This window comes from Candidatus Izemoplasmatales bacterium, from assembly GCA_041649275.1.
Lineage (GTDB): Bacteria > Bacillota_I > Bacilli_A > Izemoplasmatales > Hujiaoplasmataceae > UBA12489.
Genome location: JBAZNL010000001.1, coordinates 271978 through 297949, shown reverse-complemented (window position 1 = coordinate 297949; position 25972 = coordinate 271978). Strand labels below are relative to the sequence as shown.

Here is a 25972-nt window from a genome sequence, read left to right as displayed (position 1 = left end):
CACCCCGGCGTTTGGTAGAATGCTCCTGTCTCGAACGGGAGCCGGACCGGGTGCCGGGTCCCTGACGGGACGCATGCCTTGGGCACGCGTCCCTTTTCCTCGGAGGATCCTATGGCTTGGTGGGAAGTGCTTCTGATCGCAATCGGTCTCTCGATGGATGCCTTCGCGGTCGCCGTCTGCAAGGGTGTCGGAATGAAGGCCCATCATGCGCTGACCGGTCTTTCGATCGGACTCTGCTTCGGCGCCTTCCAGTTCCTGATGCCTGTCGGCGGGTATTATCTCGGCACCGCGTTTAGCGACGTCGTCGCCGGCTTCGACCACTGGATCGCCTTCGCGCTGCTTTCCGTCATCGGTGTCAAGATGATCCTCGAAAGCCTGAGACCCGAAACCCAGGCGTGCGACCTCTCGCTGCGGCTCGGCGAGCTGCTGGCGCTCGGCGTCGCGACGTCGATCGACGCCTTCGCCGTCGGACTGTCGTTCTCGTTCGTCGCCGTCGACGTGTGGCTGGCGGCCGGCATCATCGGCCTCGTGACCTTCGTCCTGTCGTTGTCCGGGTTTCTGCTCGGACGGCGGATCGGTTCCTTCGTCCGCCGGCGCGCCGGCGTGATCGGCGGCGCCATCCTGATTTTCATCGGTCTTCGGATCCTGCTCGTCCACCTCGGCATCCTCCGATGAAAAGAATCGTCCGGCCTGGGTGGCCGGACGATTCTTTATCTAGAACCGGAACGTCATCACGACCGGATTGTGGTCGCTGTTGCGGAAGCCGAGGTCGAGGGTCTCGACGGAGAGGATCTCGACGTTCGGGGAGACGATGAAGCCGTCGATCAGGTAGTACTGGTTGTTCGCGGGGTCCTCGAGGTCGAGCGGCCGGTTGAGCAGGCGGCACGTCGGGGTGGTCAGGTCGATCCCGTAATGCCAGCCGTTCTCGGTGAACCAGGCGCCGTCCATCGCGAACGCCTCCCAGTACGACGGGTCTCGCAGCTCGAACAGGTACTGGGTTTCCCCGTCGACCTCGTTCACGGCGGCGGGGAACGTCTGGTTGAAGTCGCCGCCGACGACCACGTAGTTGCCGGCTTCGTACTCGTCGCTCACGACCTGCCGGAGCGCCGCCATCTCCTGAACCCGCATCGTCCCGTCGTCATAGGCGGAGAGATGGACGTTGATCAGGACGAGGAACTGGTCCGATCCTTCGATCGGCGTACGGATCACGGTGATGCAACGCTTGAGGTTGGCGAGCCGCAGCGGCCACGAGAAGGAACCGGGGAGCTGGATCCGTACGGCATCCTGCAGGCGCGTGAATCGCGAGAACGTGGCGATCCCGCTTTCGACCTTCCCCATCATCTGCGAGAGGTCGAACGGGAAGGGGACGAAGAGGCAGCGGTAATTGATGCCGTAGACCGAAGGCCGGGACAGCAGTTCGCCGTAGGTCGTGTACTGCATCGTCTGGTACGATCGGTCGGATCCCTCGTCGACTTCCTGCAGGAAGTAGACGTCGGCCGCGGCATCGACAAGCGTGTCGCCGATGCCGTCGATGTTCGCCTCGACTTCCGCGCGGGAGTCCATGCGGCCCTTGACGCCGCCGTCCATCACGAAGTCCTCGGTCTGCGAGAGCGAGGCGTACCCGAGGTTCCAGGTCATGATCTTGATCGTGACGCCGCTTTCAAGTTCCACCGGATCGACGTTCGATGTCGGCATGTTGCTGACGAGGAGCGATTCGACCGCCGGTGGATTGAACTCGGTCACCTGCAGGGTGACGACGAAGGAGACCGCGGCGAGGACCACGACCACGATCAGAAGCAGAAGGATGCGAAGGATGCGTTTGAACACGGGAACCGACCTCCGTTCATATAATCCTATTATACTACAACGCGCGTTTCGACGCATCCGTCGAAAACGGATGCGTCGAAACCGCCGATTCCTGATATAATGAACGTAAGGGATTTCACAGGGGGGATGTCGATGTCGGAAATGACCGTGTTCCTGTTCGTCGTTTTGCTTGTGCTCGCCGTGCTCGCGCCGGCTTTGTTCATCGTGCTCGAAGTCAAGCGCCGCCATCTCGGAGCGCTCTTCTTCAAGGGGTTCGCCAGCTTCGGCTTCATCCTTCTCGCCGCATCGTCGCTCCTCTTCCGCGGCGCCTCGCCGTCCGAAGGGAATCTGCTGCATGCGGCACTGCTGTTCGCGGGACTCGTCCTCGGACTCATGGGCGATCTCTATCTGGCACTCCGGCCCCTGCGACCGAAGGAAGAGAACGAAAGGATCATTCTCGGCGGCACGATCACGTTCGCCCTCGGGCACCTGTTCTACCTTGCGGCGCTGTTCGTCCGCTACGGCCTGAACGTCTGGGTCTTCGTCGCCGCGATCCTCCTGACGGGGGCGATTTTCGCGGGCGCCAAGGTTCTTCGCATGAACTGGGGCGCGCTCCGGATCCCAAGCCTGGCGTATACCTTCGTCGTCTTCCTGTTCGGCGTGCAGGCGCTGTTCGGCTGGATCGATTCGGGGTCGGGCGCCGACTGGACCCTGGCGCTCGCCGTCGGCGGCATCCTGTTCGCCGTGTCCGACGTGATCCTGTCGCAGATCTACTTCAAGGACAAGGAGACGGCGCCCTATGTCGTCTGGAACCTGACGACGTATTATGGGGCGCAGATCCTGATCGCGCTCTCGCTCATCATGATGGCATGACGACGAAGGCGGTTCCCGGTGGGGAGCCGCCTTCCTTTCATCATGCCCGCTTCAGCGCTTCGTTCCAGAACCGGACGACCTCGGCGTCGAGCTTGACGACCTCGCGATCGTACGTGAGAAGCCCGTTGACTTCGAGTTCGACGTCGGACAGCTGCGTATAGACGGTCGCGCACAGACCCAATCCGACGAGCGGCAGGATCTGTTCCGCGAGCAGCGTCCGGTAGGCGTCGGTGATCGCCGCCGCCGTCGGATACATGCGGTAGCCGAAGGATCCCCGGGGATTCCATACGTGACCTTCCGCGAGGCGGCTGTACCCGCCGAACTCCGAGAGGACGAACGCGCGGCGCGGTTCGGGGCGTGGCGCCTTGGGCGCGAGGATGTAGCGGTGGATCGACTTGAGGTCCCCGCCCTTCTGGTCATACCATCCGGAAGCGTGGTCGACCAACCGGGTCGGATCGAGGGAGCGGACGTAGAGAGCCGTCTTCCGGGCGTCGAACTGACCCCAGGCTTCGTTGAACGGAACCCAGCAGACGATCGAAGGATGGCATGAGAGCCGTCCCACCATCGCCTCGAGGCCTTTCAGGAATCGGGTTCGGCAGGATTCGGACGAACGCCCGAAGCGCGCGTAGCGGCGGTCGCTGATCGGAAGCCGCGGAAAGGCGTAGGGACGGATGGCTCCCAGCCATTTGCCGAGGGCTCCTTCGCCGCCCGACGGCATGTCCTGCCAGACGAGCATCCCGAGCCGGTCGCAGTGCCAGTACCAGCGCCGCGACTCGATCTTGATGTGCTTGCGAAGCATGTTGAAGCCGAGGGCCTTCATCGCGAGGATGTCGTCGACGAGCGCTTGGTCGGTCGGTTGCGTGAGCAGCCCGTCGGGCCAGTAACCCTGGTCGAGAACGCCCGCCTGGAAATAAGGCCGTCCGTTGAGGAGGATGCGCGGAAGTCCCGCGGCGTCATGTCCGAGGGCGATCTTCCGCATCCCGAAATGGCTTCTGACGTGGTCGAGGACGCGGCCGCCGGAAACGACGTCGATTTCGATCTCGTAGAGGAACGGCCGTTCCGGCGACCAGGGGACGAAGTCCGGCATGGCGACGTGCGTGAACTCTCCTTCGGCGAGGTCTGCCGAGACGATCGGACCGTCGCCGCCCCGGATCGAGAGGACGATCCTCGCATCCGACGCGCACGAGAGCTTCGGCAGGATGCCGACTTCGGCATGATCATAGTCCGGACGGATCACGAGGTCCGCGACGCGGACGGCGTTCACGACCTCCATCCAGACGGTCTGCCAGATGCCGGACGTGGCGGTGTACCAGATCCCTCCGGGCTTCAGGACCTGTTTTCCGCGCTCCTGACCGCCGGCGTCCGACGGATCCGAGACGGCGGCGACAAGGACGTTTTCGCCGGGCGCGAGACGATCCGTGACATCGAACGAGAACGGTTCGTAGCCACCGGCGTGGATGCCGAGCGAGCGGCCGTTCAGGAGGACCTCCGTACGATCGTCGACGGCCTCGAAATGGAGGATCAGCCGTTCGTCCCCCGCGAGCGAAGGAGCATCGAACGTGCGGCGGTACCAGAGCGTCTGCCCGGGTTCGAGCGGCCGGCCGACGCCGGACAGGGGGCTTTCGACGCAAAACGGAACGAGGATGTCTCCCTCATACTCCGTCGGTTCGGGACTCCCTTCCGGAACGATGGCATAACGATAGATTCCGTTCAGGTTGATCCATGAAGCGCGTTCCAGCATCGGGTTCGGATAGACGTCGAGGGGGCGATGCCGATCGACGGCATCGGTATAGCGTGATCGGGTCATGCGTTCGTCGTTCATCGGCGCACCTGCCTTCTTCATCGTACTTCGATTATACCATCGTTTGGTCCGCTCCGAGCCGTGCGAATTGTGATCGTTCCGAATGTTTTCCCGGATCGACGAATGTCTCCCGGGTGTATAATGGAGGTCGATGGGAAGTGCATGGCATGGACGGCATCATCTTGCATCAGGAAAACTTCGTGACGGAGTTCAACGGTCGTTCGCGTACGATTCGGGTCATGCTTCCCGAAGGCTACGACGAACGTCCCGACCGGCGCTATCCGGTCCTCTACATGCACGACGGCCAGAACCTCTTCGATCCGTCGGAATACAGCGGCTATTCGTGGGATGTCGGCCGAACCCTGTACCGCATGCAGGCGGCGGGGGAAACCGCCGGACTGATCGTCGTCGGGATCGACAACGGCGGCGAGGACCGCATCAACGAGTACACCCACGCCTACGATCCGCGCGGACTTGGGCGCGTTCGCAGGTATCTTGGAAAGAAGGCGCCGGTCGCCGAGGGAGAGGCGTTCGTCGAATGGATTGCGAAGACGCTGAAGCCGTCGATCGACACGCGTTATCGCACCATGACGGATTCTGCGCACAACGGCATGTGCGGCAGTTCCTGCGGCGGGAACATCACGCTTTTCGCGGCGCTCGCCCACCCGGATGTCTTCGGGGTGTTCGGCGTCATGTCGCCGGCGTTCTGGATCATCGCCGAAGACGCCCTCGCGCGGATCCGCACGGAGGACCTCGCCGGCGTCCGGATCCACGTCGACGTCGGCGGACGCGAAGAGCCCGGCCGCATCGGATCGCTTGCGATCGCGATGCAGGCGCACCGGCTTTGGCGCGCGCTGAGGCGACGGCTGAAGACGGACGCGCTCAATTTCGTCTATGACCCGATCGCCCGCCACACCGAACTGTTCTGGCAAGACCGCTTCCCCGGATTCGTCCGGTGGGCGTTTCCCGATACCACCAACCGTGAAGAGATGTCGAACCGACAAGGAGACCAACGATGAAACTGATGATCTATGTGATGAACGACACGAACCAGCTCGACCCCTTCCTCCATCGCCTGAAGGAGTCCGGCATCCGCGGCGCGACGATCCTGAACAGCACCGGCATGGGTCGCAAGCTCGCCGAGAACGACGACCTCGGCTTCGACCTGTTCGGCTCCCTGCGCGCCTTCCTCGACAACCCTCGCGCCGAGTCGCGCGTGATCATGATGGCGCTCGAGGACGAGCAGGTCGCCGTCGTCGATGCTATCATCGACAAGGTCGTCGGCGACCTGTCGAAACCGAATTCGGGCATCTATTTCGTTCTGCCTATCGAATCCGTCAAAGGCTACAAGAAGTAAGGAAGCGTGATGTGACATGGATTTGAAAGTACTCTTTTTCGTCGCGATCGTTTTGATCGTGGGACTGCTTTTCGGCAAGATCGCGAAGGCGCTCCGGATGCCGAACGTCACCGGATATCTCGTCGGCGGGCTGATCCTCGGACCGAGTCTGTTCGGACTCGTCTTCGGGGACGGACTGATCTCGCAGGAAGCGATCGACGCGCTCGGCATCGTGTCGAACGTGGCGCTCGGGTTCATCGCCTTCTCGATCGGCAACGAGTTGAAGGTGTCCTATTTCAAACGCGTCGGCCCCGGGCCGATCATCATCGCCACGCTCGAGTCGCTGTTCGCGATCCTGTTCGTCCTCGGCGGGCTCGTCCTGTATTTCTGGATTGCCGGCAAACTCGACAACTTCCACATGCGCTTTGCGCTCGTGCTTGCCGCGATCGCCGCGGCGACGGCGCCGGCGGCGACGCTCATGGTCGTCCGCCAGTACAAGGCCAAAGGCCCGCTCACCGAAACGCTGATGAGCGTCGTCGCGCTCGACGACGGCACGGCGATCATGTTCTTCGGCATCTTCGTCGCGATCGCGAACGCCCTTTCGCGCACCGGCACGTCGACTCCGATCATCCTGCAGATTCTCGAACCGATCTGGGAAATCGTCATGTCGCTCGGCATCGGCGGCGCGATCGGTCTCATCGTGGTCTTCGGATGCAAGTGGTTCACCGGACGCGGCAACCGCATCTCGCTTGTCGTCGCGGCGGTGTTCATGACGGTCTACCTCGCCGACCTGGCCGGAGGATCGCCGTTGCTCGCATGCATGGCGATGGGAGGCGTGTTCGCCAACCTGAGCCCCGTCTACGAGACCGTGAACGGACTCATCTATTTCGTGACGCCGCCGATCTTCATCATGTTCTTCGTCCTGAACGGCGCCGACCTCAACCTCTCGGTGCTCTCGCAGATCGGCATCATCGGCGTCATCTACGTTCTCCTGCGCGTCGCCGGCAAGATCTTCGGAGCCTGGTTCGGCGCGAAGATCAGCAAGTCGCCGCCGGTCGTGTCGAAACTGCTCGGTTACGCGCTCGTACCGCAGGCGGGCGTCGCGATCGGCCTCAGCCTCGTCGCGGTCCAGATCCTCGACGCCGAGACCGCCGCGATGATTCGCGCGATCATCCTGTGCGCGACCCTGATCTACGAACTGGTCGGCCCCTTCATCACCAAGATCACCTTGAAGAAAGCCGGCGAAATCACCAAGGAAAGCTGATGCGGACGGGAGAAATCCCGTCCTTTTTTCTGTGTGTTGAATAATCGCGGGGTGTATGTTACAATTTGTATTGCTCGGAGGGATGACCATGATCAAATTCGGCAGAGGCGTTTGCTATTCCGGATACCGCGAGGGGCAGAGCCCCATTACGCGCGTCTATCCAACATATGCGCAGGTCCTTGAGGACCTGACCATCCTGAAACCGCATTTCGACTATCTCCGCATGTACGACGTATCCGAATACGCCCGTACCGTTCTGCGCGTCGTGGAGGAAGAGAAACTGCCCTTCAAGGTGATGATCGGGATCGAACCGAGAGGCGAGATCTCCAATCCGAACTGCCCGTGGGGCGGACTCCACTCCGACGCGGAGATCGAACGGAACAAGATCGAGAACATCCGTCAACTCGACCGGCTCGCCGAACTGGCGAACCGGTACAAGGACATCGTCCTGGCGATCGCCGTCGGCAACGAGAACACGTCCGAATGGCATCCGAACCTGATGGCGTCGGAAACGCTCGCTTCGCATGTCCGCTATCTGCGCACCCTCACCGACGTGCCGATCACGTTCTGCGAGGGCGCCTATGCGTGGCGCACCCGCTGCGCGCCGCTTGCAGCCGAAGTCGACTTCCTTTCGATCCATTCGTACCCGCTATGGCTCCGCAAGCATCTGCCCGAAGCGCTCGCGGTCAACATCCGCGACTTCGAGGAAAACCGGGCCGCCTATCCCGACAAGCAGATCATCTTCACCGAGTTCGGCTGGGCGACCTCCTGCAACGACCAGATGGACAAGGACGACGTCGGCGAGGAGCAGCAGGCCGACTATCTCGCCCAGGTCGAGAAGTGGAGCCGCGAGAACCAGGTCACGATGTTCATCTTCGAAGCCTTCGACGAGCCCTGGAAGGGCGGCGGCGACCCGATCGAACCGGAGAAGCACTGGGGCATCTACAACGTCGACCGCACGCCCAAAGGCTTCATGGCGAAGAAGACGCGGAGATTCTGAGATGGCGCTCGTTCCGATCGGCAGGATCGTCAACACCCACGGCCTCAAGGGCGAGGTCCGCGTCGCGACGTCGACCGATTTCGCGACCGACCGTTACGCCCCGGAAGCCGTCGTGGTCCTCGACGCCCCCGCCGGGCGCGTCGAGCTCGTCGTCCGGAGTTACCGTCCGCATCGCGGCTTCGACCTCGTGACCTTCCGCGGCCACGACACGATCGAATCGGTCCTGCCGTACAAGGGACTCGTCCTGCTCGCCGAGGAGACCGCTCCGGTCGCCCTCGGGACGAACGAGTTCCGCGCGACCGACCTGATCGGCCTTTCGGTCCGGCAAGGCGGCGTCGCCGTCGGCGTCGTCGACGGCATCCGTACGTATCCCCAAGGCGACTACCTCGAGATCAGGAAGAGCGACGGCACCAAGGCGCTCGTCCCGTTTGTGCACGCACTCGTGCCTTCCGTCGACATGGAGACGCGGACCGTGGTCGTCGCGGAAATGGAAGGCCTCCTATGAAGATCACGATTCTCAGCCTGTTCCCCGACATGTTCGCCGGCGTCTTCGGCGAATCGATCCTGAAACGCGCCAGGGAACTGGGCGCCGTCGAGATCGAGATCGTCGATTTCCGCGACTTCGCGACCAACAAGCACCGCCACGTCGACGACTACGCCTTCGGCGGCGGCGCCGGGATGGTATTGTCCGTCGAGCCGATCCACCGCGCCCTCCAGTCGATCGCGGGGATCGAACGGGCCGTCAAGATCCTCCTCACCCCGCAGGGCCGGCCGTTCGACCAGGCCGAGGCGATCCGGCTGTCGAAAGCCGACCACCTCGTGATGATCTGCGGCCATTACGAAGGCTTCGACGAACGCGTACGCAGCCTCGTCGACCTCGAGATCTCGATCGGCGACTACGTCCTCACCGGCGGCGAGATCGCCGCGATGGCGATCGCCGACAGCGTCATCCGACTGTTGCCGGGAGTGCTCGGTTCGCCCGAATCGGCACCGCACGATTCCTTCTACGACGGCCTGCTCGAGCATCCGCAGTATACCCGTCCGGTCGAGTACATGGGGATGCGCGTCCCCGACGTCCTGCTTTCCGGAAACCACGCGGAGATCGACAGATGGCGCCGCGAACAGTCGCTTAAACGTACGATGGAACGCCGTCCCGACCTGCTCAAGAAGCGCTGACGATATCTGTTGATTTGCATGGGTCTTTATGATATAATTACTAACGCTGCCAGAACCAGCATCGCCGCCGTTCCGCCGGAATCCTCCGTGAACCGCGGAAGTCACACATCGAAGGAGTGAAACCCATGTCGCAGCAATTCATCAACAGCGTCACCGAACAGTATCTCAAGACCGATGTCCCGGAGTTCCGTCCGGGAGACACCCTCAAGGTGTACGTCAAGATCAAGGAAGGCTCGAAAGAGCGCATCCAGATGTACGAGGGCCTCTGCATCAAGCGTCAGGGTCAGGGAACCAGCGAGACCTTCTGCGTCCGCAAGATGTCCTTCGGCATCGGCGTCGAACGGACCTTCCCGATCCATTCGCCGATGGTCGAGAAGATCGAGGTCGCCCGCAGGGGTCAGGTCCGCAGAGCCAATCTCGGCTACATCCGCGGCCTTTCCGCCAAAGCGGCCCGTATCAAGGAAAAGCGTTCATAACCGAAGAAAGACGTCCGTGAGGGCGTCTTTTTTTTGGCGATGAAAGAACTATGAAAATTTTTTCATGATTTGACGCAAAGGCATTGAAACCGCTTGCGGTTAATGATAGAATATGGGCGAAAATGAGGAAAGGTTGGTCATTTCCATGAACAAAGCCACGATCTACAACGTAGCCTACGCCGCCAACGTGTCGCTCGCCACCGTTTCCCGGACGCTGAACAATCCGCAGAAGGTGAAACCGGAAACCCGCGATCGCGTCCTCAAGGTGATCAAGGACCTCGGATACAAGCCGAACGCGTTCGCCAAGGGACTGGCCTCGAAGAAGTCGACGACCGTCGCCGTGATCGTTCCGGACATGTCGCGCGCCTCCGTCGCCGAGATGCTGAACGGCATCGCCGTCGAGGCCCGCAAATACAACTATTCGCTCCTCCTCTACGTCATGAAGGACGAGAAGATCGACGAGGCCGAGATGCTGAAGGAAGTCGTCGCCAACCAGGTCGACGGCATCCTCTATCTGAACGACGAGATCAACGAAGCCCAGTATGCGATGCTGAACGTGATCCAGGACGAGTACAAGGTTCCGATCGTGCTCGCGAACACGCTCTATCCGTACGACAACAAACTCGTCACCGTCTGCATCGACTACTTCAAGGCCGCCTACGAGATCACCAGCCGGCTCGTCCAGGAAGGCCGCAGGAACATCTACCTGCTCACGACGGCGCGCAAGTACATGGTGAACGATCTGAAGGAGGAGGGCTACCTGAAGGCGGTCAAGGAGGCGCATCTCACCCCCAACGTGATCCGCACCTCCGGCGACATCTCGATCAACACCGTCCACTTCAACGAACTCTTCAAGACCGACGCGAACGTCGTCGACGGCATCGTCGCGGTCCGCGACTCGATCGCCGTCTCCTTCATCAACACGATGATCGAGAAGGGCAAGCGGATTCCCGAAGACATCAGCGTCTACGGATTCCAGAACACGAAGTACGCCACCCTCTCCCGGCCGAAGCTTTCCTGCGTCGACATCCCGATCAACGAGATCGGGGCGAAGGCGATGGGATTGCTCAAGCGCGAGATCGACGGCGAAGTGAACGAAGTCAAGTTCAACGTCCTGCCGCACAACATCATCACCCGGCAGACGACGAAATAAGACGAGGAACAAGTCCAGTAGCGTTGCGACATCGCTTCAAGAGACCCGGCGGCAGGTGCGAGCCGGGGCGACCGCAATCCGCGAAATACGCTTGGGAGTCTCTGCGAAGCCCGCAGACGGTGAATCCGTTATCTTCCCGAGCGCACTTTCGAGTGAATCAGGGTGGTACCGCGGTTTGTCCAAATCGTCCTTGCATGCAAGGGCGATTTTTATTTCCAAAACACATATGAAACGGGGTTGAAACACATGAAACTGATGGAAGATCTGAAATGGCGGGGACTGGTCTACGACATGACCGATCCCGAACTCGAACAGGTTCTGAACGCGGGCGCATCCACGTTCTATCTCGGCGCGGACCCGACGGCGGACAGCCTGCACGTCGGCCATCTGCTCGCATATCTCGTCGCCAAGCGGCTCGAGAACGCCGGCCACAGTCCGATCCTGGTGATCGGCGGCGGCACGGGTCTGATCGGCGACCCGAGCTTCAAGAACGCCGAACGGCCGTTGCTCACAATCGAGACGTCGCTCAAGAACGCCGCCGGGATCGCATCCCAGGTGCGCCGCCTGCTTCCGCACGCGGTCGTCGTGAACAACTACGACTGGTTGTCTTCGCTGAACGCGATCGAGTTCCTCCGCGACATCGGGAAGAACTTCAACGTCGCCTACATGATGAGCAAGGATTCGGTGAAGTCGCGCATCGAGAGCGGCATATCCTTCACGGAGTTCAGCTACCAGATCATCCAGGCATGGGACTTCGAGCACCTCTTCGCGTCGAAGGACTGCCGGATCCAGATCGGCGGTCAGGACCAGTGGGGCAACATCACCTCCGGCCTCGAGCTGATCCGCAAGGTCCACGGCGCCGACGCCAAGGCGTACGGCTTCACCTTCCCGCTCGTGACGAAGGCCGACGGCACCAAGTTCGGGAAATCCGAATCGGGCGCGGTCTGGCTCGACCCGCTCAAGACGACGCCCTATGAGTTCTACCAGTACTGGATCAACACCGCCGACGACGACGTCGTGATGCGTCTGAAGCAGTTCACGTTCCTCGCGAAGGAAGAGATCGAGGCGTTCGCCGACGAGGTCAGGACCCATCCGGAACGTCGCTCCGCCCAGAAAGCGCTCGCGGGAGAACTCACCGTCCTGGTCCATGGGGAGGACGCCTGGAAGGAAGCGGTCAGGATCTCCGAGGCGCTCTTCTCCGGCGACGTCGAAAGCCTCACCGCCGAGGAGATCGGGATCGGCTTCAAGGACCTTCCCCGGCTCGACGTCACGGCGGATCCGCTCGTCCTCGACGCGCTCGTCTCGACCGGACTCGCAAGCTCGAAGCGCGAGGCGCGCGAACTGGTCGCAAGCGGCGCCGTCACGGTGAACGGGCGCAAGGTCCAGTCGCTCGACGCGACCGTCGCCCGCGCGGACGCGATCGGCGGCCTCTACTCGATCGTCCGCAAGGGCAAGAAGAAATACGTTCTGGTCAGGCATTCATAAAAAAACGGAATCCGTCGAGGATTCCGTTTTTCATGTCCGTTTGCGTTCCTTCTGTTCGACGTGGAGATAGCGCTGAACGTAGATGATCCGGAGGGCGTTCAGGACGCAGAGAAGGGTGACGCCGACGTCGGCGAAGATCGACAGCCACATCCACATCACGCCGAAGGCGGAGAGGGTGAGGAACAGGACCTTGACCGCCAACGAGAAGATGATGTTCTCGGCCGCCGTCAGGCGCGTGCGCAGAGCGATCCGGATCGCCTTGTCGAGGAGACGGACGTCGTTGTTGATGATGATGATGTCGGAGACCTCGATCGCGAGATCGGAAGCCGAACCCATCGAGACGCCGATGTCGGCGTTCCTGAGGAGGGGGGCGTCGTTGATGCCGTCACCGACATAGAGCGAGACGGATTTGGTGCGGATCGCGTTGAAGCGTTCGAGTTTCTGTTCGGGGAGGAGGTCGGCGTAGTACTCGATGCCGCCGAGCTTCATCGCGATGTCGGCCGCGGAGGCCTCGTTGTCGCCCGTCAGCATCACCGTGTCGTAGCGCTTCGTGAACTTGCGCACGGTCTCCATCGAGGTTTCCTTGAGTTCGTCCTTGGCGACGACGTTGCCGAGGTATCTGCCGCCCCGGGCGATGAAGGTGTAGGAGCCGACAGGAAGCTTGTCCGCGGGAAGTTCGATGCCGTTCTGAATCAGAAAGCGACGGCTGCCGGCGAGGACCTGTTCGCCATCGAGCGCGCCGCGGATGCCGAATCCCGGAATCTCCCTCACGTCCGAGAGTTCGTAGACGGGTTTCGTGTAGTAGGCGGCGATCGCCTGCGCGATCGGGTGGTTCGAATACCGTTCGAGGGATGCGGCGAGCCGGAGGGTTTCCTCATCCGTATAACTCGACACGAAGAAGGATCCGTAGGTGAGCGTGCCGGTCTTGTCGAGTGCGATCGTCTTGACGTCGGTCAGGGTATGGAGGAAGGTCGATCCCTTGAAGAGAATCCCGTTCTTCGCCGCGACGCCGATGCCGGCGAAGTAGGAGAGGGGAACCGAGAGGACGAGCGAGCAGGGGCAGGAGATCACGAGGAAGGTCGCGGCGCGGTACAGGTAGCTTTCCTCGAGGTGGGCCGGATCGATGAAGGGACCCGGAGCGAAGAGGAGGCCGTACATCACCATCAGGAAGGCGAGCGCGACGACGATCGGGGTGTAGACGCGCGAGAACTTCGTGATGAACATCTCGGTTCTGGACTTGTTGTTGGTGGAGTTCTCGATCAGGTCGATGATCTTCGCGAGCGTGGAATCGCTGTATTCCTTCTCCGCCCTCATCCGGATCACGTCGCCGACGTTGATGTTCCCGGACAGCAGGGGCGTGCCCGGCTCGACGCGCATCAGCTTGACCTCGCCGGTCAGTTCGGAGGTGTTCATCGAACTCGTGCCTTCCGTGACGATCCCGTCCACAGGGACGCGTTCGCCGTGCTTGACCATTAGGATGTCGCCGACCTTGATCTGAAGCGGGTCGCGAACGACGATGGCGTCGTTCACCACGACGTTGGCATATTCCACCTTGATGTCCATCAGCGCCGTGATCTCGTCCTTCGACCGCATGACGGCGCGGGCCTGAAGCACTTCACCGATCGAGTAGAGGATGATGACGGCGATGCTCTCTTCGTACTTGCCAAGCGCCATGCCGGCGGCGGTGGCGATGAACATGAGCGTGTGCTCGTCGAAGAAACTGTGGTTCTTGAAGCCTTTCAGCATCATCAGGAAGATGCGCGAGACGAGGAACAGGTAGCCGACCGCATAGCCGATGCCGCGGTAGGGATCCTGGATGAGGGGCGCGAAGTTCGTCTTGAAGACGAAGTTGATGTAGTCCGGGAAGCGGAAGAGCGCGAAGACGACCGCGATGATGACCGCTCCGATCAGCGGGAAACGATACTCGTCGACGAAACGCGGTTTCGGCGTTTCGGTGCGACGGTCGAGATAGTGGGTGTCGATGTTGTCCTCGAGGACGTCGACGATGCCCTTGATCTCCTTCAGGGCGACGCTTTCGTCGAACCCGTCCTTGAAGTCGACGAGGAGGATCTGGTTCGTATAGTTGAAGCTTGCGCTGTTGACATACGAAAGACGGCCGACACGGCGTTCGATCTTCGAGATGCAGCTGGCGCAAGTGAGATTCTTCATCACGATCTTCTTTATCATGGTGCCCTCCCGGACGGATCAGTGAATCCGCCGGTCTCCGTTCTTGCATAGTCATTCTTCGATTACTTTCATTATACGAAGAATCGTCCTTTTGTCAATGTATACCGGCATTCCGGGCACTTCCCGGCATCGGATTCACGTCCGCGAATCGGCCTCGCTTGTTGGCAAAACGGGCGCGTTATGGTAGAATGGTATCATTGAGGTGAACGACATGGATTGGCTGAAAATCGCCCTGACCTACGAAAAGGAATACATCGAAAAGACGCAAGCCCTGCTTCGCATCCCCACCGTTCTCGAGAAGTACGAACCGAACAATCTCGACGCGCCCTTCGGACCGGACATCAAACGCGCGCTCGACTTCGTGCTGACCATGGCCGAGATCGACGGTTTCAAGACGAAGAACGTGATGAACCATGCGGCCACATCGAGATCGGCGAAGGCAAGGAGATCGTCGGGATCCTGACGCACATCGACGTCGTTCCGACCGGCGGGAAGTGGGATACCGACCCGTTCGGCGCCGTCGTCAAGGACGGCAAGATCTTCGCCCGTGGAGCGATCGACGACAAGGGACCGACGATGGCCTCCTACATCGCCCTCAAGATGGTCCGCGATCAGGGCATCAGGCTCGACAAGCGGGTTCGTCTGATCATCGGTTGCGACGAGGAGTCGGGGATGCGTTGCATCCGCAAATACAAGGAGTACGAAGATCTGCCGTCCGTCGGATTCTCTCCCGACGCCGAATTCCCGCTGATCTACGCCGAAAAAGGCAACTTCAGCTTCGACGTGACCGGAACGGAGGATGATCCGCTGATCGCCTCGATCGAAGCCGGGGAGCGCTACAACGTCGTTCCCGACGAGTGCGTCGCCGTCCTCAAGAAGGACGTCTCCGGCGCGTTCGCCGCATGGCTCGCGAAGGAAGGCCGACAGGGGAAGGTGGAAGGAAACCGCTATACCGTCTACGGCAAGAACGCCCACGGCGCCTGGCCGATGGCCGGTCTGAACGCGATCTTCCTGATGGCCGACTTCCTCAAGACGGTCTCCGCTTCGCCGTTCGTCCGCTTTCTCGACCGATATCTCACCCACGACCACTTCGGTGCCAAGCTCGGCATCGACACGGTCGATCCGGAGATGAAGGAACTGACGAACAACACCGCCATCGTCCGCTACGCCGACGGCGAGTTCAGGGTCGGATGCAACATCCGTTTCCCGCGGAACTTCGAGTTTGCGAAGAAGACCGCGAGGATCAAGGAAGCGGCGGAGTCCTTCGGATTCGTCTATCGCCCGCTGCACAAATCCGAACCCCACTACGTCTCCCCGTCCGACCCGCTCATCAAGACGCTGGAAGCCGCCTACCGCAAGTACACCGGCGACACGACGAATCCGATCTTCACGATCGGCGGCGGTACCTACGCCCGTGAATTGCAGAAGGGGGTCGCCTTCGGTCCGTGCATGCCCGGCGACATCGAGATGGCCCACCAGCCGAACGAGTACGTGATCATCCGCGACATGCTCCTCGCCGCCGCGATCTACGCCGAAAGCATCGAGCGGCTCGCCGGCGCTTCCATCTAGGATGCGGCTCAGGAAGGTTCGGGACGCGGCCGAGCGGCTCGCCCGCCATCCCGAGATCATGGTTTCCGTTCCCGTGTCCCATCGCGGCGTCTGGAACGCTCTCTTTCCCGATCGCTCGCGGCCGATCCGGCTCGAAATCGGCATCGGCAAGGGACGGTTTCTGATCGACGTCGCAAAACGGCATCCCGACGTCAACTTCATCGGCATCGAGAAGTTCGATTCGGTGATCTTGCGTGCGATGGAGAAACTGGTGGAGGAACCGCTCGCCAACGTCCGGCTCGTCCATATGGATGCCGCCGACCTCCCGCTCGTCTTCGCCCCGGGAGAAATCGACCTGCTCTACCTGAACTTCTCCGATCCGTGGCCGAAAACATACCAGGCGAAACGGCGGCTGACCAGTCCGCTGTTCCTCGCCCGCTACGAAGCGGTCATGAAACCGCGCGCGGCCGTTTTGTACAAGACCGATAATTTCGCCTTTTTCCGCTACACCATGACGACGCTCGTCGACACGGGATGGACCATCGACCGGATTTCGCTCGACCTGCACGCGGAAGCGCACGAAGACAACGTCGAGACCGAGTTCGAGAGCCGTTTCGTCCAGCTCGGGCAGCCGATCTACCACATCGCATTCCATCTAGGAGGGGGATTTCCATGTTGAAGCCGCATTATCGCGAACTCGTCGAACTGCCGGGCGTGTCCGCCCATGAAAAGGTCGTTCGCGCCCATGTCAGGGCGCTCATCGAACCACTGGCGGAAGAAATCTACCAGGACAAGCTCGGATCGATCTTCGCCGGCGTCAACCTCGCCGCGAAGGGCCCGAAGGTCATGATCGCCGGGCACATGGACGAGGTCGGGGCGATGGTTTCGGGAATCACCGACAAAGGGTACGTCAGACTCATCCCGATCGGTTCGATCAGCGCGCCGATCATGCTCTCGCAACATCTCGACGTCGTCCTCGACGACGGCTCGTTCGTGCCCGGCGTCATCGGCGCGAAACCGCCGCATCTGCTCCGCGACGGCACCTCGAAGCAGGTGACCGACTTCGATGACTTCGTCCTCGACATCGGCGCGGACTCGAAGGAACACGCGAAGCAACTCGGCGTCAAGATCGGCCAACAGGTCGTTCCGCACAACAACTATACCGTCACGAAGGACGGAAAGAAGATCTTCTCGAAAGCCTGGGACGACCGCTTCGGCACCGCGATGGCGATCGACATCCTCCAGTCCGTCGATCCGAAGGCGCTTCCGTGCCGTCTCTATTGCGGTGCCAACGTCCAGGAGGAAGTCGGCCTGCGCGGCGCCCAGACGTCCTCCTTCATGATCAAGCCCGACATCTTCATCGCCGTCGACTGCTCGCCCTGTGCCGACACCTTCGAGGAATCCGAAGTCGGCGGGATGCTCGGCGGCGGCTTCATGATCCGTTTCTACGATCCGCGCTGCATCATGCATCAGGGCATGCGCAAGTTCGTCGAGGAGACGGCGACGAAGCACGGCGTCAAGTACCAGTACTACAAGTCGCTCGGCGGGACCGACGCGGCCCAGGTGCAGTTGTCCGAGGACGGCGTCCTGGTCTGCACCATCGGCATGCCGGCGCGCTACATCCATTCGACCACCTCGATGATCCACCTCGACGACTACGAAGCCGTCAAGGCGGTCATTCTGGCGATGCTTCAGGAACTCGACGACGCCAAGATCGCCGAAATCAAGGCGAACGTCTGAACGGAATCACAATGCGAATCCGACTTACGGGACCGCGGAAAGCGGCCTAAAAAGGAGAGAAGAACATGCAAACGAACGTGGTTAGAAGCAACAAGGAACGCATCCGGGAACTGACGCTGCTCGCGATCTTCATCGCCATCATCGCCGTCCTCGGACTGGTCCCGTCCTTCGGACTGGGATCGTCGTCGCTCGGGTTCATCCGCATCGCCCCGAACATCGAGGCGACCATCATCCACATCCCCGTCCTGATCGGCGGGGCGCTGCTCGGACGCAAGATGTCGATCTATCTCGGCCTCGCGTTCGGCGTCGTCTCGCTCATCGCCGCCTTCATCTATTCCAGCCCGCTGTTCGTCTACCCGTGGGTGTCGGTCCTGCCGCGTCTGGCGTTCGGGTTTCTGATCTATGACGTCACGCGGTTTTTCCTCCGCATCATCAAGAACAGGCATCTTGCCTATGGCGTCAGTTTCCTCGTGCTGACCGTCATCCACACCCTTCTGGTGCTTTCGATGCTCTGGACCTCGTTCGCCATTTATATGGATATGGGGCTGTTCGAATCGTTCCTTCCCTATCTCGCATGGCTCGTCTACGTGCTCGTTCCGGTATCCGCCGCGATCGAGGCCGGGATCGCAGCCGTCGTCGGCGCCGTCGTCGCGGTCCGTCTGAGGGCCTATCTCGACAACCGCGCCGAAGAGTCTCCGGAGGACTGACATGCTCGTCCTGATCGACATCGGGAACACCACCGTCGGGATCGGCCTGTCGCGCAATCACCTCACGCTCGACGACAAGGTCTACAAGGTCAACACCGAGAAGAACAAATCGAGCGACGAATACGCCGTGACGCTGAACATCCTGTTCAAGGACCTGCCCGTCACGAATGTGATCGTCTCCTCCGTCGTTCCCGAACTGAACGACGTCTTTCGCGATTACTTTCAGGACTGGTTCGAGGTCACCCCGCTCTTCCTCGGCCAGGGTCTCAAGACGGGCATCAAGGTGCTTTCCGACAATCCCCGCGAGGTCGGTTCGGACCTGATCGCCAACGTCGTCGCAGCGACCGAGCTCTACGCCAAGACCTGTCTCGTCGTCGATCTCGGAACCGCCACCACCTTCACCTACGTCGAGAACATGGGGCTCAAGGGCGTCATCATCACCCCCGGTCTGTCGACCAGCCGGAACGCCCTGATCTCGAAGACCTCGCTGTTGCCTCAGGTCGAGATCGACCTGCCCAACAAGCTGATCGGGACGACCTCGACGGAAAGCATCAAGTCGGGGCTGGTGTACGGTCACGCCTCGATGATCGACGGCATGATCGGACGTGTCAAGAAGCATCTCGGCAACCCCGATCTCAAGGTCATCCTGACCGGCGGCCACGCCCGTCTGATCCACCCCCTCTGCGAACAGCCGATGGTCTGCGACGAACGGCTGATCCTCAAGGGACTCCTCCTGATCCACCAGAAGAACGCGCAGAAGCCCGCCCGGGCGGAATGACCCACGAGGTGCGATGATGAAGAAGCTGCTCCTGATCGACGGCAACAACCTCCTCTTCCGTTCCTACTTCGCGACCGCCGCGATGGGGAACCTGATGAAGAACAGCCAGGGCGTCTATACGAACGCCGTTTTCGGCTTCGCCTCGACCATGCAGCAGCTCCTGAAGACGGATTTCACCCATATCCTCGTCGCCTGGGACCCGAAGGGACCGACCCATCGCCACCTCGAATTCTCCGAATACAAGGGAACCCGCCCCGACGTTCCCGAGGAACTGATCTCGCAGATGCCGCTCGTACGCGAATACCTCGACGCCGTCGGCGTGCCGCGCTACGAACAGGACCTCTATGAGGCCGACGACATCATCGGCTACTGCGCCACCCATTATCGAGGCGAGTTCGACGCGATCGAGATCTACTCGAACGACCACGACCTGATGCAGTTGCTTTCCGACAACGTGTCGCAGATCGTCTCGAAGAAGGGACTGACCGAAGTCGAGGTCTTCACCCCGTCCTCGATGAAGGAGAAACTCGGCATCGGCCCTTCGCAGATTCCCGACTACAAGGGCATGGTCGGCGACGCGAGCGACAACATTCCCGGCATCCCGGGCGTCGGCGACAAGACCGCCGTCAAACTACTGAATGAGTACGGAACCCTCGAGAACGTCCTCGACAAGGTCGACGGCATCTCCGGAAAACTGAAGGAGAAGATTGCGGCGAACGTCGAGGTGGCGCGCTTTTCCAAGCGGCTGGCGACGATCGTCACCGAATTTTCGAACTCCTTGTCGTCGTCGAAGCTCGAATACCGCGGCGGCGATCCCGAACGGATCCGCGACTTCATGCGACGGATGGAATTCCACTCGCTTCTGAAGAAGATCGAGATCGAACGTCCGAAATCCGCGGCCGCCGCGGCACCCTACCGGCTCCTGTCGGCCGACGAGCTCGAACCCGTCCTCTCCGGAGGGGCGGCCGTCTGCATCGAGCTCTTCGGCGCCAACTATCACGCCGCCAGGATCCTCGGATTCGGCATCGCCAACGAATCCGGCGCTTATTTCGTGGATTTCGAGACGTTCAGAAACGCCCCCGCCCTGATCCGCTGGATGGGCGATCCGGCCGTTTCGAAGGACACGTACGATCTGAAGCAGATGAAGGTCGCGCTCAAGTGGGCGGGATACGAGACCGCCGGATTCCGTTTCGACCTGATGCTTGCGAGCTATCTCACCAATCCCAACCTCACCCGCGACGACTTCCGTTCCGTCGTCGCCCACTTCGGCTGTGATGCCGTCGCGTACGACGAGGAGGTCTTCGGCCGCGGCGCCAAGTACGCCCTCCCGGACGACCCAGGGCTCTATCGGCGTCATGCCGCCGACAAGGCGGTCGCGGTCCGTTCGCTGAAGGCGAAGATCCTCGCCGTCAATGCCGAGTATGGGCAGACCGACCTGCTCGAGAAGATCGAGATCCCGCTCGCGGAGACGCTCGCGGAGATGGAATACGCCGGCATCCGGATCGACGAACGCGCGCTCGAAGCGTTCGGCGCCGATCTTTCCGCACGCGCCTCGACCCTCGAGAAGGAGATCTATGCCCTCGCCGGCGAGGAGTTCAACATCCAGAGTCCGAAACAGCTCGGGACGATCCTGTTCGAGAAGCTGCAGCTGCCCTACTACAAGAAGACGAAATCCGGTTATTCGACCGATTCGTCGGTCCTCGACCAGCTCGCCGGCTTCCACCCGATCGTCGACAAGATCACCGAATTCCGCTCGGCGACGAAACTGCACTCGACCTACTACGAGGGACTGAAGGCGGCGATCGCGGTCAAGAACGACGGCCGCGTCCACACCATCTACAAGCAGACCCTGACGCAGACGGGCAGACTCTCGTCGATCGAGCCGAACCTGCAGAACATCCCGGTCCGGACCGAGGAGGGCAAGGAGCTCCGCCGCGTCTTCATTCCGTCCGATTCCGAGCATCTGCTCTTTTCCTGCGACTACTCGCAGATCGAACTCCGCATCCTCGCCGAGATGGCGGGGGTGAAGAGCCTGATCGAGGCGTTCTGCCGCGGCGAGGACATCCATGCCCATACCGCCCGCCTCGTCTTCAGCAAGGCCGAGGTCACCGCCGACGAACGCCGTCAGGCGAAGGCGGTCAACTTCGGCCTCATCTACGGGAAAACCGCATGGGGTCTCGCCGAGGATCTGAAGATCTCGCCGAAGCAGGCCGAGACCTTCATCGCCGACTACTTCGCCAAGCTTTCCGAGATTCGCACCTTCATGGACGCCTCGATCGCCGACGCGAAGACCAAGGGATACGTCACGACCCTGTTCCACCGCCGCCGCTACATCCCCGAGGCGACCGCCGACAACTACATGGTCCGCGAGGTCGGGAAGCGGATGGCGATGAACGCGCCGATCCAGGGCACCGCCGCCGACATCCTCAAGATCGCGATGGTGCGGATCAGGGACGAGTTCGCAAGCCGCGGGCTCAAGGCCCGGATCATCCTCCAGATCCATGACGAACTCGTTTTCGACGTACCGGTTTCCGAACGCGCGACCGTTGCCGAAGTCGTCGTCGCCGCGATGGAGCACGCCGTGCCCTTCGCCGTCCCGCTCAAGGTCGAGGGCGATTTCGGCACGAACCTGTACGAGGTGAAGTGAGATGCCCGAACTGCCCGAAGTGGAAACCATCAAAAGAACCCTCGCGCCGGCCCTCGTCGGCCGCACGATCGCGTCCGTCACCGTCCGCTGCGACCGGATCGTCCACGGGGCGACGCCCGCCGAGTTCGCCGCCCGCCTGCAGGGGCAGACGGTGCGCGCGCTCGGCCGGTTCGGCAAATATCTCTTCTTCACGCTCGACGACATCACCCTCGTTTCGCATCTCCGGATGGAGGGAAAATACTTCCTGAAACCGGCTGCGGATCCATATGAGAAGCACGAGCACGTCGTCTTCGACTTCACCGACGGCGGTTCGCTCCGCTACCACGATACCCGGAAGTTCGGGACGATGGAAATCGTTCCGAAGGGAACAGAGAAACACCTGAGGGCGATCGAGGCCATGGGCCCGGAACCCGCCTCCCCCGCCTTCTCGGGCGCATACCTCGCCCGCAAGGGCGGTGCTTCCGCCCGTCCCGTCAAGTCGTTTCTGCTCGACCAGCGGATCGTTTCCGGACTCGGGAACATCTACGTCGACGAAACCCTCGGTCGTTCGCGAATCCACCCCGAGACGCTCGCCAGGCATCTGATCAGGTCCGAATGGAACGCCGTCGCCGCCGCCGCGAAGGCGGTCGTCGCCCAGGCCGTCGAAGACGGCGGAACGACGATTCGAAGCTACGTCTCGAGTCTCGGCGTCACCGGTCGGTTCCAGACCGAGTTGGTCGTCCACATGCGCAAAGGCCTTCCCTGTCACGCGTGCGGAACCCCGATCGTGAAGACCGTCGTCGGCGGCCGCGGCACCTACCTCTGTCCGCGCTGTCAGGTCGTCAAGCCCGGCAAGGGCCTTGTCGTCGGCCTTACGGGCGGGATCGCCTCGGGCAAGTCGACCGTCGGGCGTCTCTTTCGGAAAGCGGGAATCGCCGTCCTCGACGCCGACGTCGTCTACAAAGACCTGTCCAAACCTGGAAATGTATTGTATAATGACATCATCGGCGCATTCGGCGAAGGAATCCTCGCCGCGGACGGATCGATCGACCGGGCGAAGCTCGGCGCGGTCGTCTTCGCCGATGCCGCGGCGCGCGAACGCCTGAACGCGCTCTCCCATCCGGCGGTGCGGACCGCCATGCTCGCATGGATCGACGCGCGCAAGGCCGGGGGCGACGAGATCATCGTCGCCAGCGTCCCGCTCCTCTTCGAGGCCGGGTTCGACTCCTTCTGCGACGTCACCGTCGCCGTCTGGTGCCCGCCGCGGATCCAGCTCGAACGCCTCATGAAACGAAACGGTCTTTCCCGTGCCGACGCGCTTCGCCGCATCGGTGCGCAGATGCCCCTCAAGCAGAAAAGCCTAAGGGCGACGCATACGATCGACAACGCGGACGGACGCAAGGCCCTCGCCGAGTCGTTCACGACGACGCTCGCGCTCATAAGGAGTTGAAACCATGTCCCTCGCCAGCTTTTTCTCATCCACCTGCGAAACGCGCGAGCTCCACGCCGACGCCCAGCTTCGCACCCGCTACTACCGCAATTCCTTCAAGGACGTCGTGGCGGCGTTCGAGCGGATCGCCCAGGAGGAGCAGTACGACCTCCGCGACGTGAACCAGACGCACGGCGAGATCTATCTGCTCGCCAACGGGTTCGACGTGATCGCGACGGTCTCGCAGATCACGCCGATCGAGTCGGGGATCGACTTCAAGATCAACTACTTCGGATTCGCGGGGTTCGGTCGACCGAAGGCGAAGGCCGTCGCGCTCTACAAGAAACTCGACTCGTTCCTGAAGTTCAAGGGCGTCGCGCTCCACCCCTGAGGCCATGATGGAACGCGTCCGGAGAAACGACCTGTTCTTCGTCCATGCCAGGACGATGCTCTCGACTGCCGACTTTCAGACGCTTTCGCTCTTCTACCAGCCGCTCGTCGGCGTTTCGGCGTTCTCCCTCTATCTGACGCTGTTCTCGCTTCTGAACCGGTCGACGCTGGTAAGCGAGAAGTACCTCCACGCCGACCTCGAAAGCATCCTCGACGTCAAACTCGAGACGCTCGAGGAGGCGCGGTTCAGACTCGAAGCCGTCGGGCTTCTGACGACCGCCTTCAAGAGCGACTGCTTCCTTTATGAACTCGCCCTGCCGATGACGCCGTCGAGTTTCGTGAACGACGGCGTCCTCGGGCAGTACCTCCGCGGCGCCATTACCGAGGAACGATACACCCGGATCGTCAAGCTCTTCAAGACCGCCAAGGTGACGCGCGACGGGTACGTCGACGTCACGAAGGCGTTCGACGAGGTCTTCCCGGCGCTGCCTGCCGAGGACGGCGCATCGGAAGAGGATCTTCCCGGACGGGTGCGCTCGAAGTCGGTCAGAATCCGCCATTCGACCTTCGATTTCCGGCTCTTTGCCGAGAGCATGAACCCCGAGTTCTTCGATCCCGCGCAGCTCACGGACGTCGTCCGCGACAAGATCGACAACCTCGCATACGTCTACGGACTCGACGAGCTGGCGATGAAGGACGTCTGGGTCAAGGCCGTCGACAAGACCAAACCGGTCGATTTCGCCAAGCTCGCCTCCTATGCGCGCGACGCCTACAAGCTGTCCGCGCGGACCTCCCCGGAACCGATCGAAGCGGAGGCGGCGCCGACGCATCCCGTCGAGACCGGCGATCCCGTGGTCTATTTCAGTGCCGTGAGCCCGAAGGAACTGCTCGGCACGATGTCGGGCGGAAAGGTCGCAATCGCCGATCTTCGGATCGTCGAGCGGCTCCTGAACGAGATCGGACTCGACAAGGGCGTCGTCAACGTGATGCTCGCGTACGTGCTCAAGAACAACCACGGCGACATGCCCTCCTACGAATACTTCGAGAAGATCGGCCTTTCCTGGAAGCGCAACCGCGTCGATTCGGTCGGCGTCGCCGTCGACTATGTGACGCACCTCAACGCCGAATACGAGAAGAAGCAGGAAACCGGCGCCGCCCGCAGGGCGGGTCGCTACGGCAAGGACGAGAAGCCGGACGTCAAGATCGACTGGCTCGACGAGTACATGAAATCCATCCAGTGAGGAGGATCCCGCGATGAAGAAACTGAATGAATTCCTGGGCGGCATCGCGCCCCCGGCGGGGGCCGACGATACGATCGACCGTCTGCTCGAGGACCCGGTGATCAACGCCTTCGTGTTGAAGAACGACCTGACCCACGACCAGATCGTGCGCGGGATCAACGACATCCTCGTCTTCAAGGAGGCGAAGGACGTCTGCGCCGTCTGTCGCGGCCTCTACGAGTGCAAGCTGGCGACCGAGGGGATGACGCCGATGCTCTCGCTCTACGGCAGGGAGATCCAGATCGCCTACGGGAAGTGCCGCTACAACGCTTCCGACCCGGCGGCCGAGCGGATCGACGCCCTGTACGTGCCGCGCAAGGTCTTTGCGGCCGACATCACCGATTTCGACATGCTCGGCACGGCTCGCAAGGAAGTTCACAAGTACATGGTCGACTTCCTCAACCGCTACACGCGCAAGAACCCGATGAAGGGGATGTTCCTGTCGGGTCTGTTCGGCAGCGGGAAGACCTACATCCTCGCCTGCATGGCCAACGAACTCGCCAAGAAGGGCTACCGGAGCGTCTTCGTCTATTATCCCGACCTGGTGCGCGAACTGAAATCGTCGATCGGCGAGGGCGGGCTCGAGGAACGGATCCGTCAGCTCAAGACCGTCGACGCACTCTTCCTCGACGACATCGGCGGTGAGACCGTCTCGCCGTTCATCCGCGACGAGGTCCTGGGACCGATCCTGCAGCATCGCGTCCTCGACGAACTCCCGACGTTCTTCTCCTCGAACCTGAAGATGCGGTCGCTGATCGAGGCGATGATGATGAATACCGGCGACGTCGAACGTTCGAAGGCGGTCCGCATCTACGAACGGATCCGCGAACTCGCGGTCGAATTCGAATTGACGGAAAAACCGGCGCGCCGCGCTTGACATCGCGGCGACATGGTATATAATAAGTTGTAAGAAAGCG

25 protein-coding genes and 1 other annotated feature are annotated in these 25972 nt (G+C 61.5%); of the genes, 22 read left to right on the top strand and 3 right to left on the bottom strand.

The annotated features are described in order from the left end of the window. Positions 1-111: 111 nt before the first annotated feature. A complete protein-coding gene (locus WC509_01320) occupies positions 112-675 on the top strand; it encodes a manganese efflux pump MntP family protein (protein ID MFA5006097.1) in 564 nt (187 codons plus the stop codon). Positions 676-714: 39 nt separating this feature from the next. Here the strand turns inward: WC509_01320 and WC509_01315 are convergent, their stop codons facing one another. Then, positions 715-1827, bottom strand: a complete 1113-nt coding sequence (locus WC509_01315; GenBank protein MFA5006096.1) for an endonuclease/exonuclease/phosphatase family protein — start codon at positions 1825-1827, stop codon at positions 715-717. A gap of 132 nt (positions 1828-1959) precedes the next feature. On the opposite strand from WC509_01315, the gene WC509_01310 reads away from it, so the two are divergent. Then, positions 1960-2679, top strand: coding sequence for a lysoplasmalogenase family protein (locus WC509_01310; GenBank protein MFA5006095.1), 720 nt, complete (start codon positions 1960-1962; stop codon positions 2677-2679). 40 nt (positions 2680-2719) lie between these two features. Here the strand turns inward: WC509_01310 and WC509_01305 are convergent, their stop codons facing one another. Then, positions 2720-4501: a sugar-binding domain-containing protein gene (locus WC509_01305; protein ID MFA5006094.1), complete on the bottom strand. Its 1782-nt coding sequence runs from the start codon at positions 4499-4501 to the stop codon at positions 2720-2722. Positions 4502-4647: 146 nt separating this feature from the next. Between WC509_01305 and WC509_01300 the strand changes: the two genes are divergently transcribed. From WC509_01300 to tyrS, 9 genes are all read left to right on the top strand, one after another. Then, entirely contained in the window at positions 4648-5499 is an 852-nt protein-coding gene (locus WC509_01300; protein MFA5006093.1) for an alpha/beta hydrolase-fold protein, read from the top strand. Continuing rightward, the gene (locus tag WC509_01295; protein ID MFA5006092.1) at positions 5496-5837 is read left to right on the top strand and encodes a hypothetical protein; all 342 of its coding nucleotides are present in this window, start codon (positions 5496-5498) and stop codon (positions 5835-5837) included. The genes WC509_01300 and WC509_01295 overlap by 4 nt, the downstream gene beginning before the upstream one ends. 16 nt (positions 5838-5853) lie before the next feature. After that, positions 5854-7080 carry a cation:proton antiporter gene (locus WC509_01290; protein MFA5006091.1) on the top strand — a complete coding sequence of 409 codons (1227 nt, stop codon included), beginning with the start codon at positions 5854-5856 and terminating at the stop codon, positions 7078-7080. Between the two features lie 88 nt (positions 7081-7168). Further along, positions 7169-8080, top strand: coding sequence for a hypothetical protein (locus WC509_01285; protein MFA5006090.1), 912 nt, complete (start codon positions 7169-7171; stop codon positions 8078-8080). 1 nt (position 8081) lies between these two features. Further along, the gene (gene rimM / locus WC509_01280) at positions 8082-8585 is read left to right on the top strand and encodes a ribosome maturation factor RimM (GenBank protein ID MFA5006089.1); all 504 of its coding nucleotides are present in this window, start codon (positions 8082-8084) and stop codon (positions 8583-8585) included. After that, positions 8582-9256, top strand: coding sequence for a tRNA (guanosine(37)-N1)-methyltransferase TrmD (gene trmD / locus WC509_01275; GenBank protein ID MFA5006088.1), 675 nt, complete (start codon positions 8582-8584; stop codon positions 9254-9256). Before rimM ends, trmD begins: the two co-directional genes overlap by 4 nt. 125 nt (positions 9257-9381) lie before the next feature. Then, positions 9382-9732, top strand: coding sequence for a 50S ribosomal protein L19 (gene rplS / locus WC509_01270; protein ID MFA5006087.1), 351 nt, complete (start codon positions 9382-9384; stop codon positions 9730-9732). Between the two features lie 145 nt (positions 9733-9877). Then, on the top strand, positions 9878-10885 hold the full coding sequence (locus WC509_01265; GenBank protein ID MFA5006086.1) for a LacI family DNA-binding transcriptional regulator: 1008 nt from the start codon (positions 9878-9880) through the stop codon (positions 10883-10885). Then, positions 10881-11080, top strand: a binding site (T-box leader). Its footprint overlaps the gene before it by 5 nt. 51 nt (positions 11081-11131) lie before the next feature. Then, positions 11132-12370: a tyrosine--tRNA ligase gene (tyrS, locus tag WC509_01260; GenBank protein ID MFA5006085.1), complete on the top strand. Its 1239-nt coding sequence runs from the start codon at positions 11132-11134 to the stop codon at positions 12368-12370. Positions 12371-12400: 30 nt separating this feature from the next. On the opposite strand, the gene WC509_01255 is transcribed toward tyrS, so the two are convergent. After that, positions 12401-14557, bottom strand: coding sequence for a heavy metal translocating P-type ATPase (locus WC509_01255; protein ID MFA5006084.1), 2157 nt, complete (start codon positions 14555-14557; stop codon positions 12401-12403). A gap of 211 nt (positions 14558-14768) precedes the next feature. Here WC509_01255 and WC509_01250 point away from each other — a divergent pair, with 211 nt between their 5' ends. The 11 genes from WC509_01250 (at position 14769) to dnaI (ending at position 25932) form a co-directional block, all read left to right on the top strand. After that, complete coding sequence (locus WC509_01250) at positions 14769-15020, top strand: hypothetical protein (protein MFA5006083.1); 252 nt, start codon at positions 14769-14771, stop codon at positions 15018-15020. Continuing rightward, positions 14981-16126, top strand: a complete 1146-nt coding sequence (locus WC509_01245) for a Sapep family Mn(2+)-dependent dipeptidase (GenBank protein MFA5006082.1) — start codon at positions 14981-14983, stop codon at positions 16124-16126. Before WC509_01250 ends, WC509_01245 begins: the two co-directional genes overlap by 40 nt. A 1-nt stretch (position 16127) precedes the next feature. After that, positions 16128-16784: a tRNA (guanosine(46)-N7)-methyltransferase TrmB gene (gene trmB / locus WC509_01240; GenBank protein MFA5006081.1), complete on the top strand. Its 657-nt coding sequence runs from the start codon at positions 16128-16130 to the stop codon at positions 16782-16784. Further along, positions 16778-17845, top strand: a complete 1068-nt coding sequence (locus WC509_01235; protein MFA5006080.1) for a M42 family metallopeptidase — start codon at positions 16778-16780, stop codon at positions 17843-17845. Before trmB ends, WC509_01235 begins: the two co-directional genes overlap by 7 nt. A 65-nt stretch (positions 17846-17910) precedes the next feature. Further along, complete coding sequence (locus WC509_01230) at positions 17911-18552, top strand: ECF transporter S component (protein MFA5006079.1); 642 nt, start codon at positions 17911-17913, stop codon at positions 18550-18552. Between the two features lies 1 nt (position 18553). Further along, a complete protein-coding gene (locus WC509_01225) occupies positions 18554-19330 on the top strand; it encodes a type III pantothenate kinase (protein ID MFA5006078.1) in 777 nt (258 codons plus the stop codon). A 16-nt stretch (positions 19331-19346) separates the two neighbouring features. Continuing rightward, positions 19347-21977: a DNA polymerase I gene (gene polA / locus WC509_01220; GenBank protein ID MFA5006077.1), complete on the top strand. Its 2631-nt coding sequence runs from the start codon at positions 19347-19349 to the stop codon at positions 21975-21977. Between the two features lies 1 nt (position 21978). Beyond that, positions 21979-23406: a DNA-formamidopyrimidine glycosylase gene (gene mutM, locus WC509_01215; protein MFA5006076.1), complete on the top strand. Its 1428-nt coding sequence runs from the start codon at positions 21979-21981 to the stop codon at positions 23404-23406. Between the two features lie 4 nt (positions 23407-23410). Then, positions 23411-23776, top strand: coding sequence for a hypothetical protein (locus WC509_01210; GenBank protein ID MFA5006075.1), 366 nt, complete (start codon positions 23411-23413; stop codon positions 23774-23776). Between the two features lie 7 nt (positions 23777-23783). Continuing rightward, the gene (locus WC509_01205) at positions 23784-25016 is read left to right on the top strand and encodes a DnaD domain protein (GenBank protein MFA5006074.1); all 1233 of its coding nucleotides are present in this window, start codon (positions 23784-23786) and stop codon (positions 25014-25016) included. Positions 25017-25029: 13 nt separating this feature from the next. Further along, positions 25030-25932, top strand: a complete 903-nt coding sequence (dnaI, locus tag WC509_01200; GenBank protein MFA5006073.1) for a primosomal protein DnaI — start codon at positions 25030-25032, stop codon at positions 25930-25932. Positions 25933-25972 lie beyond the last annotated feature (40 nt).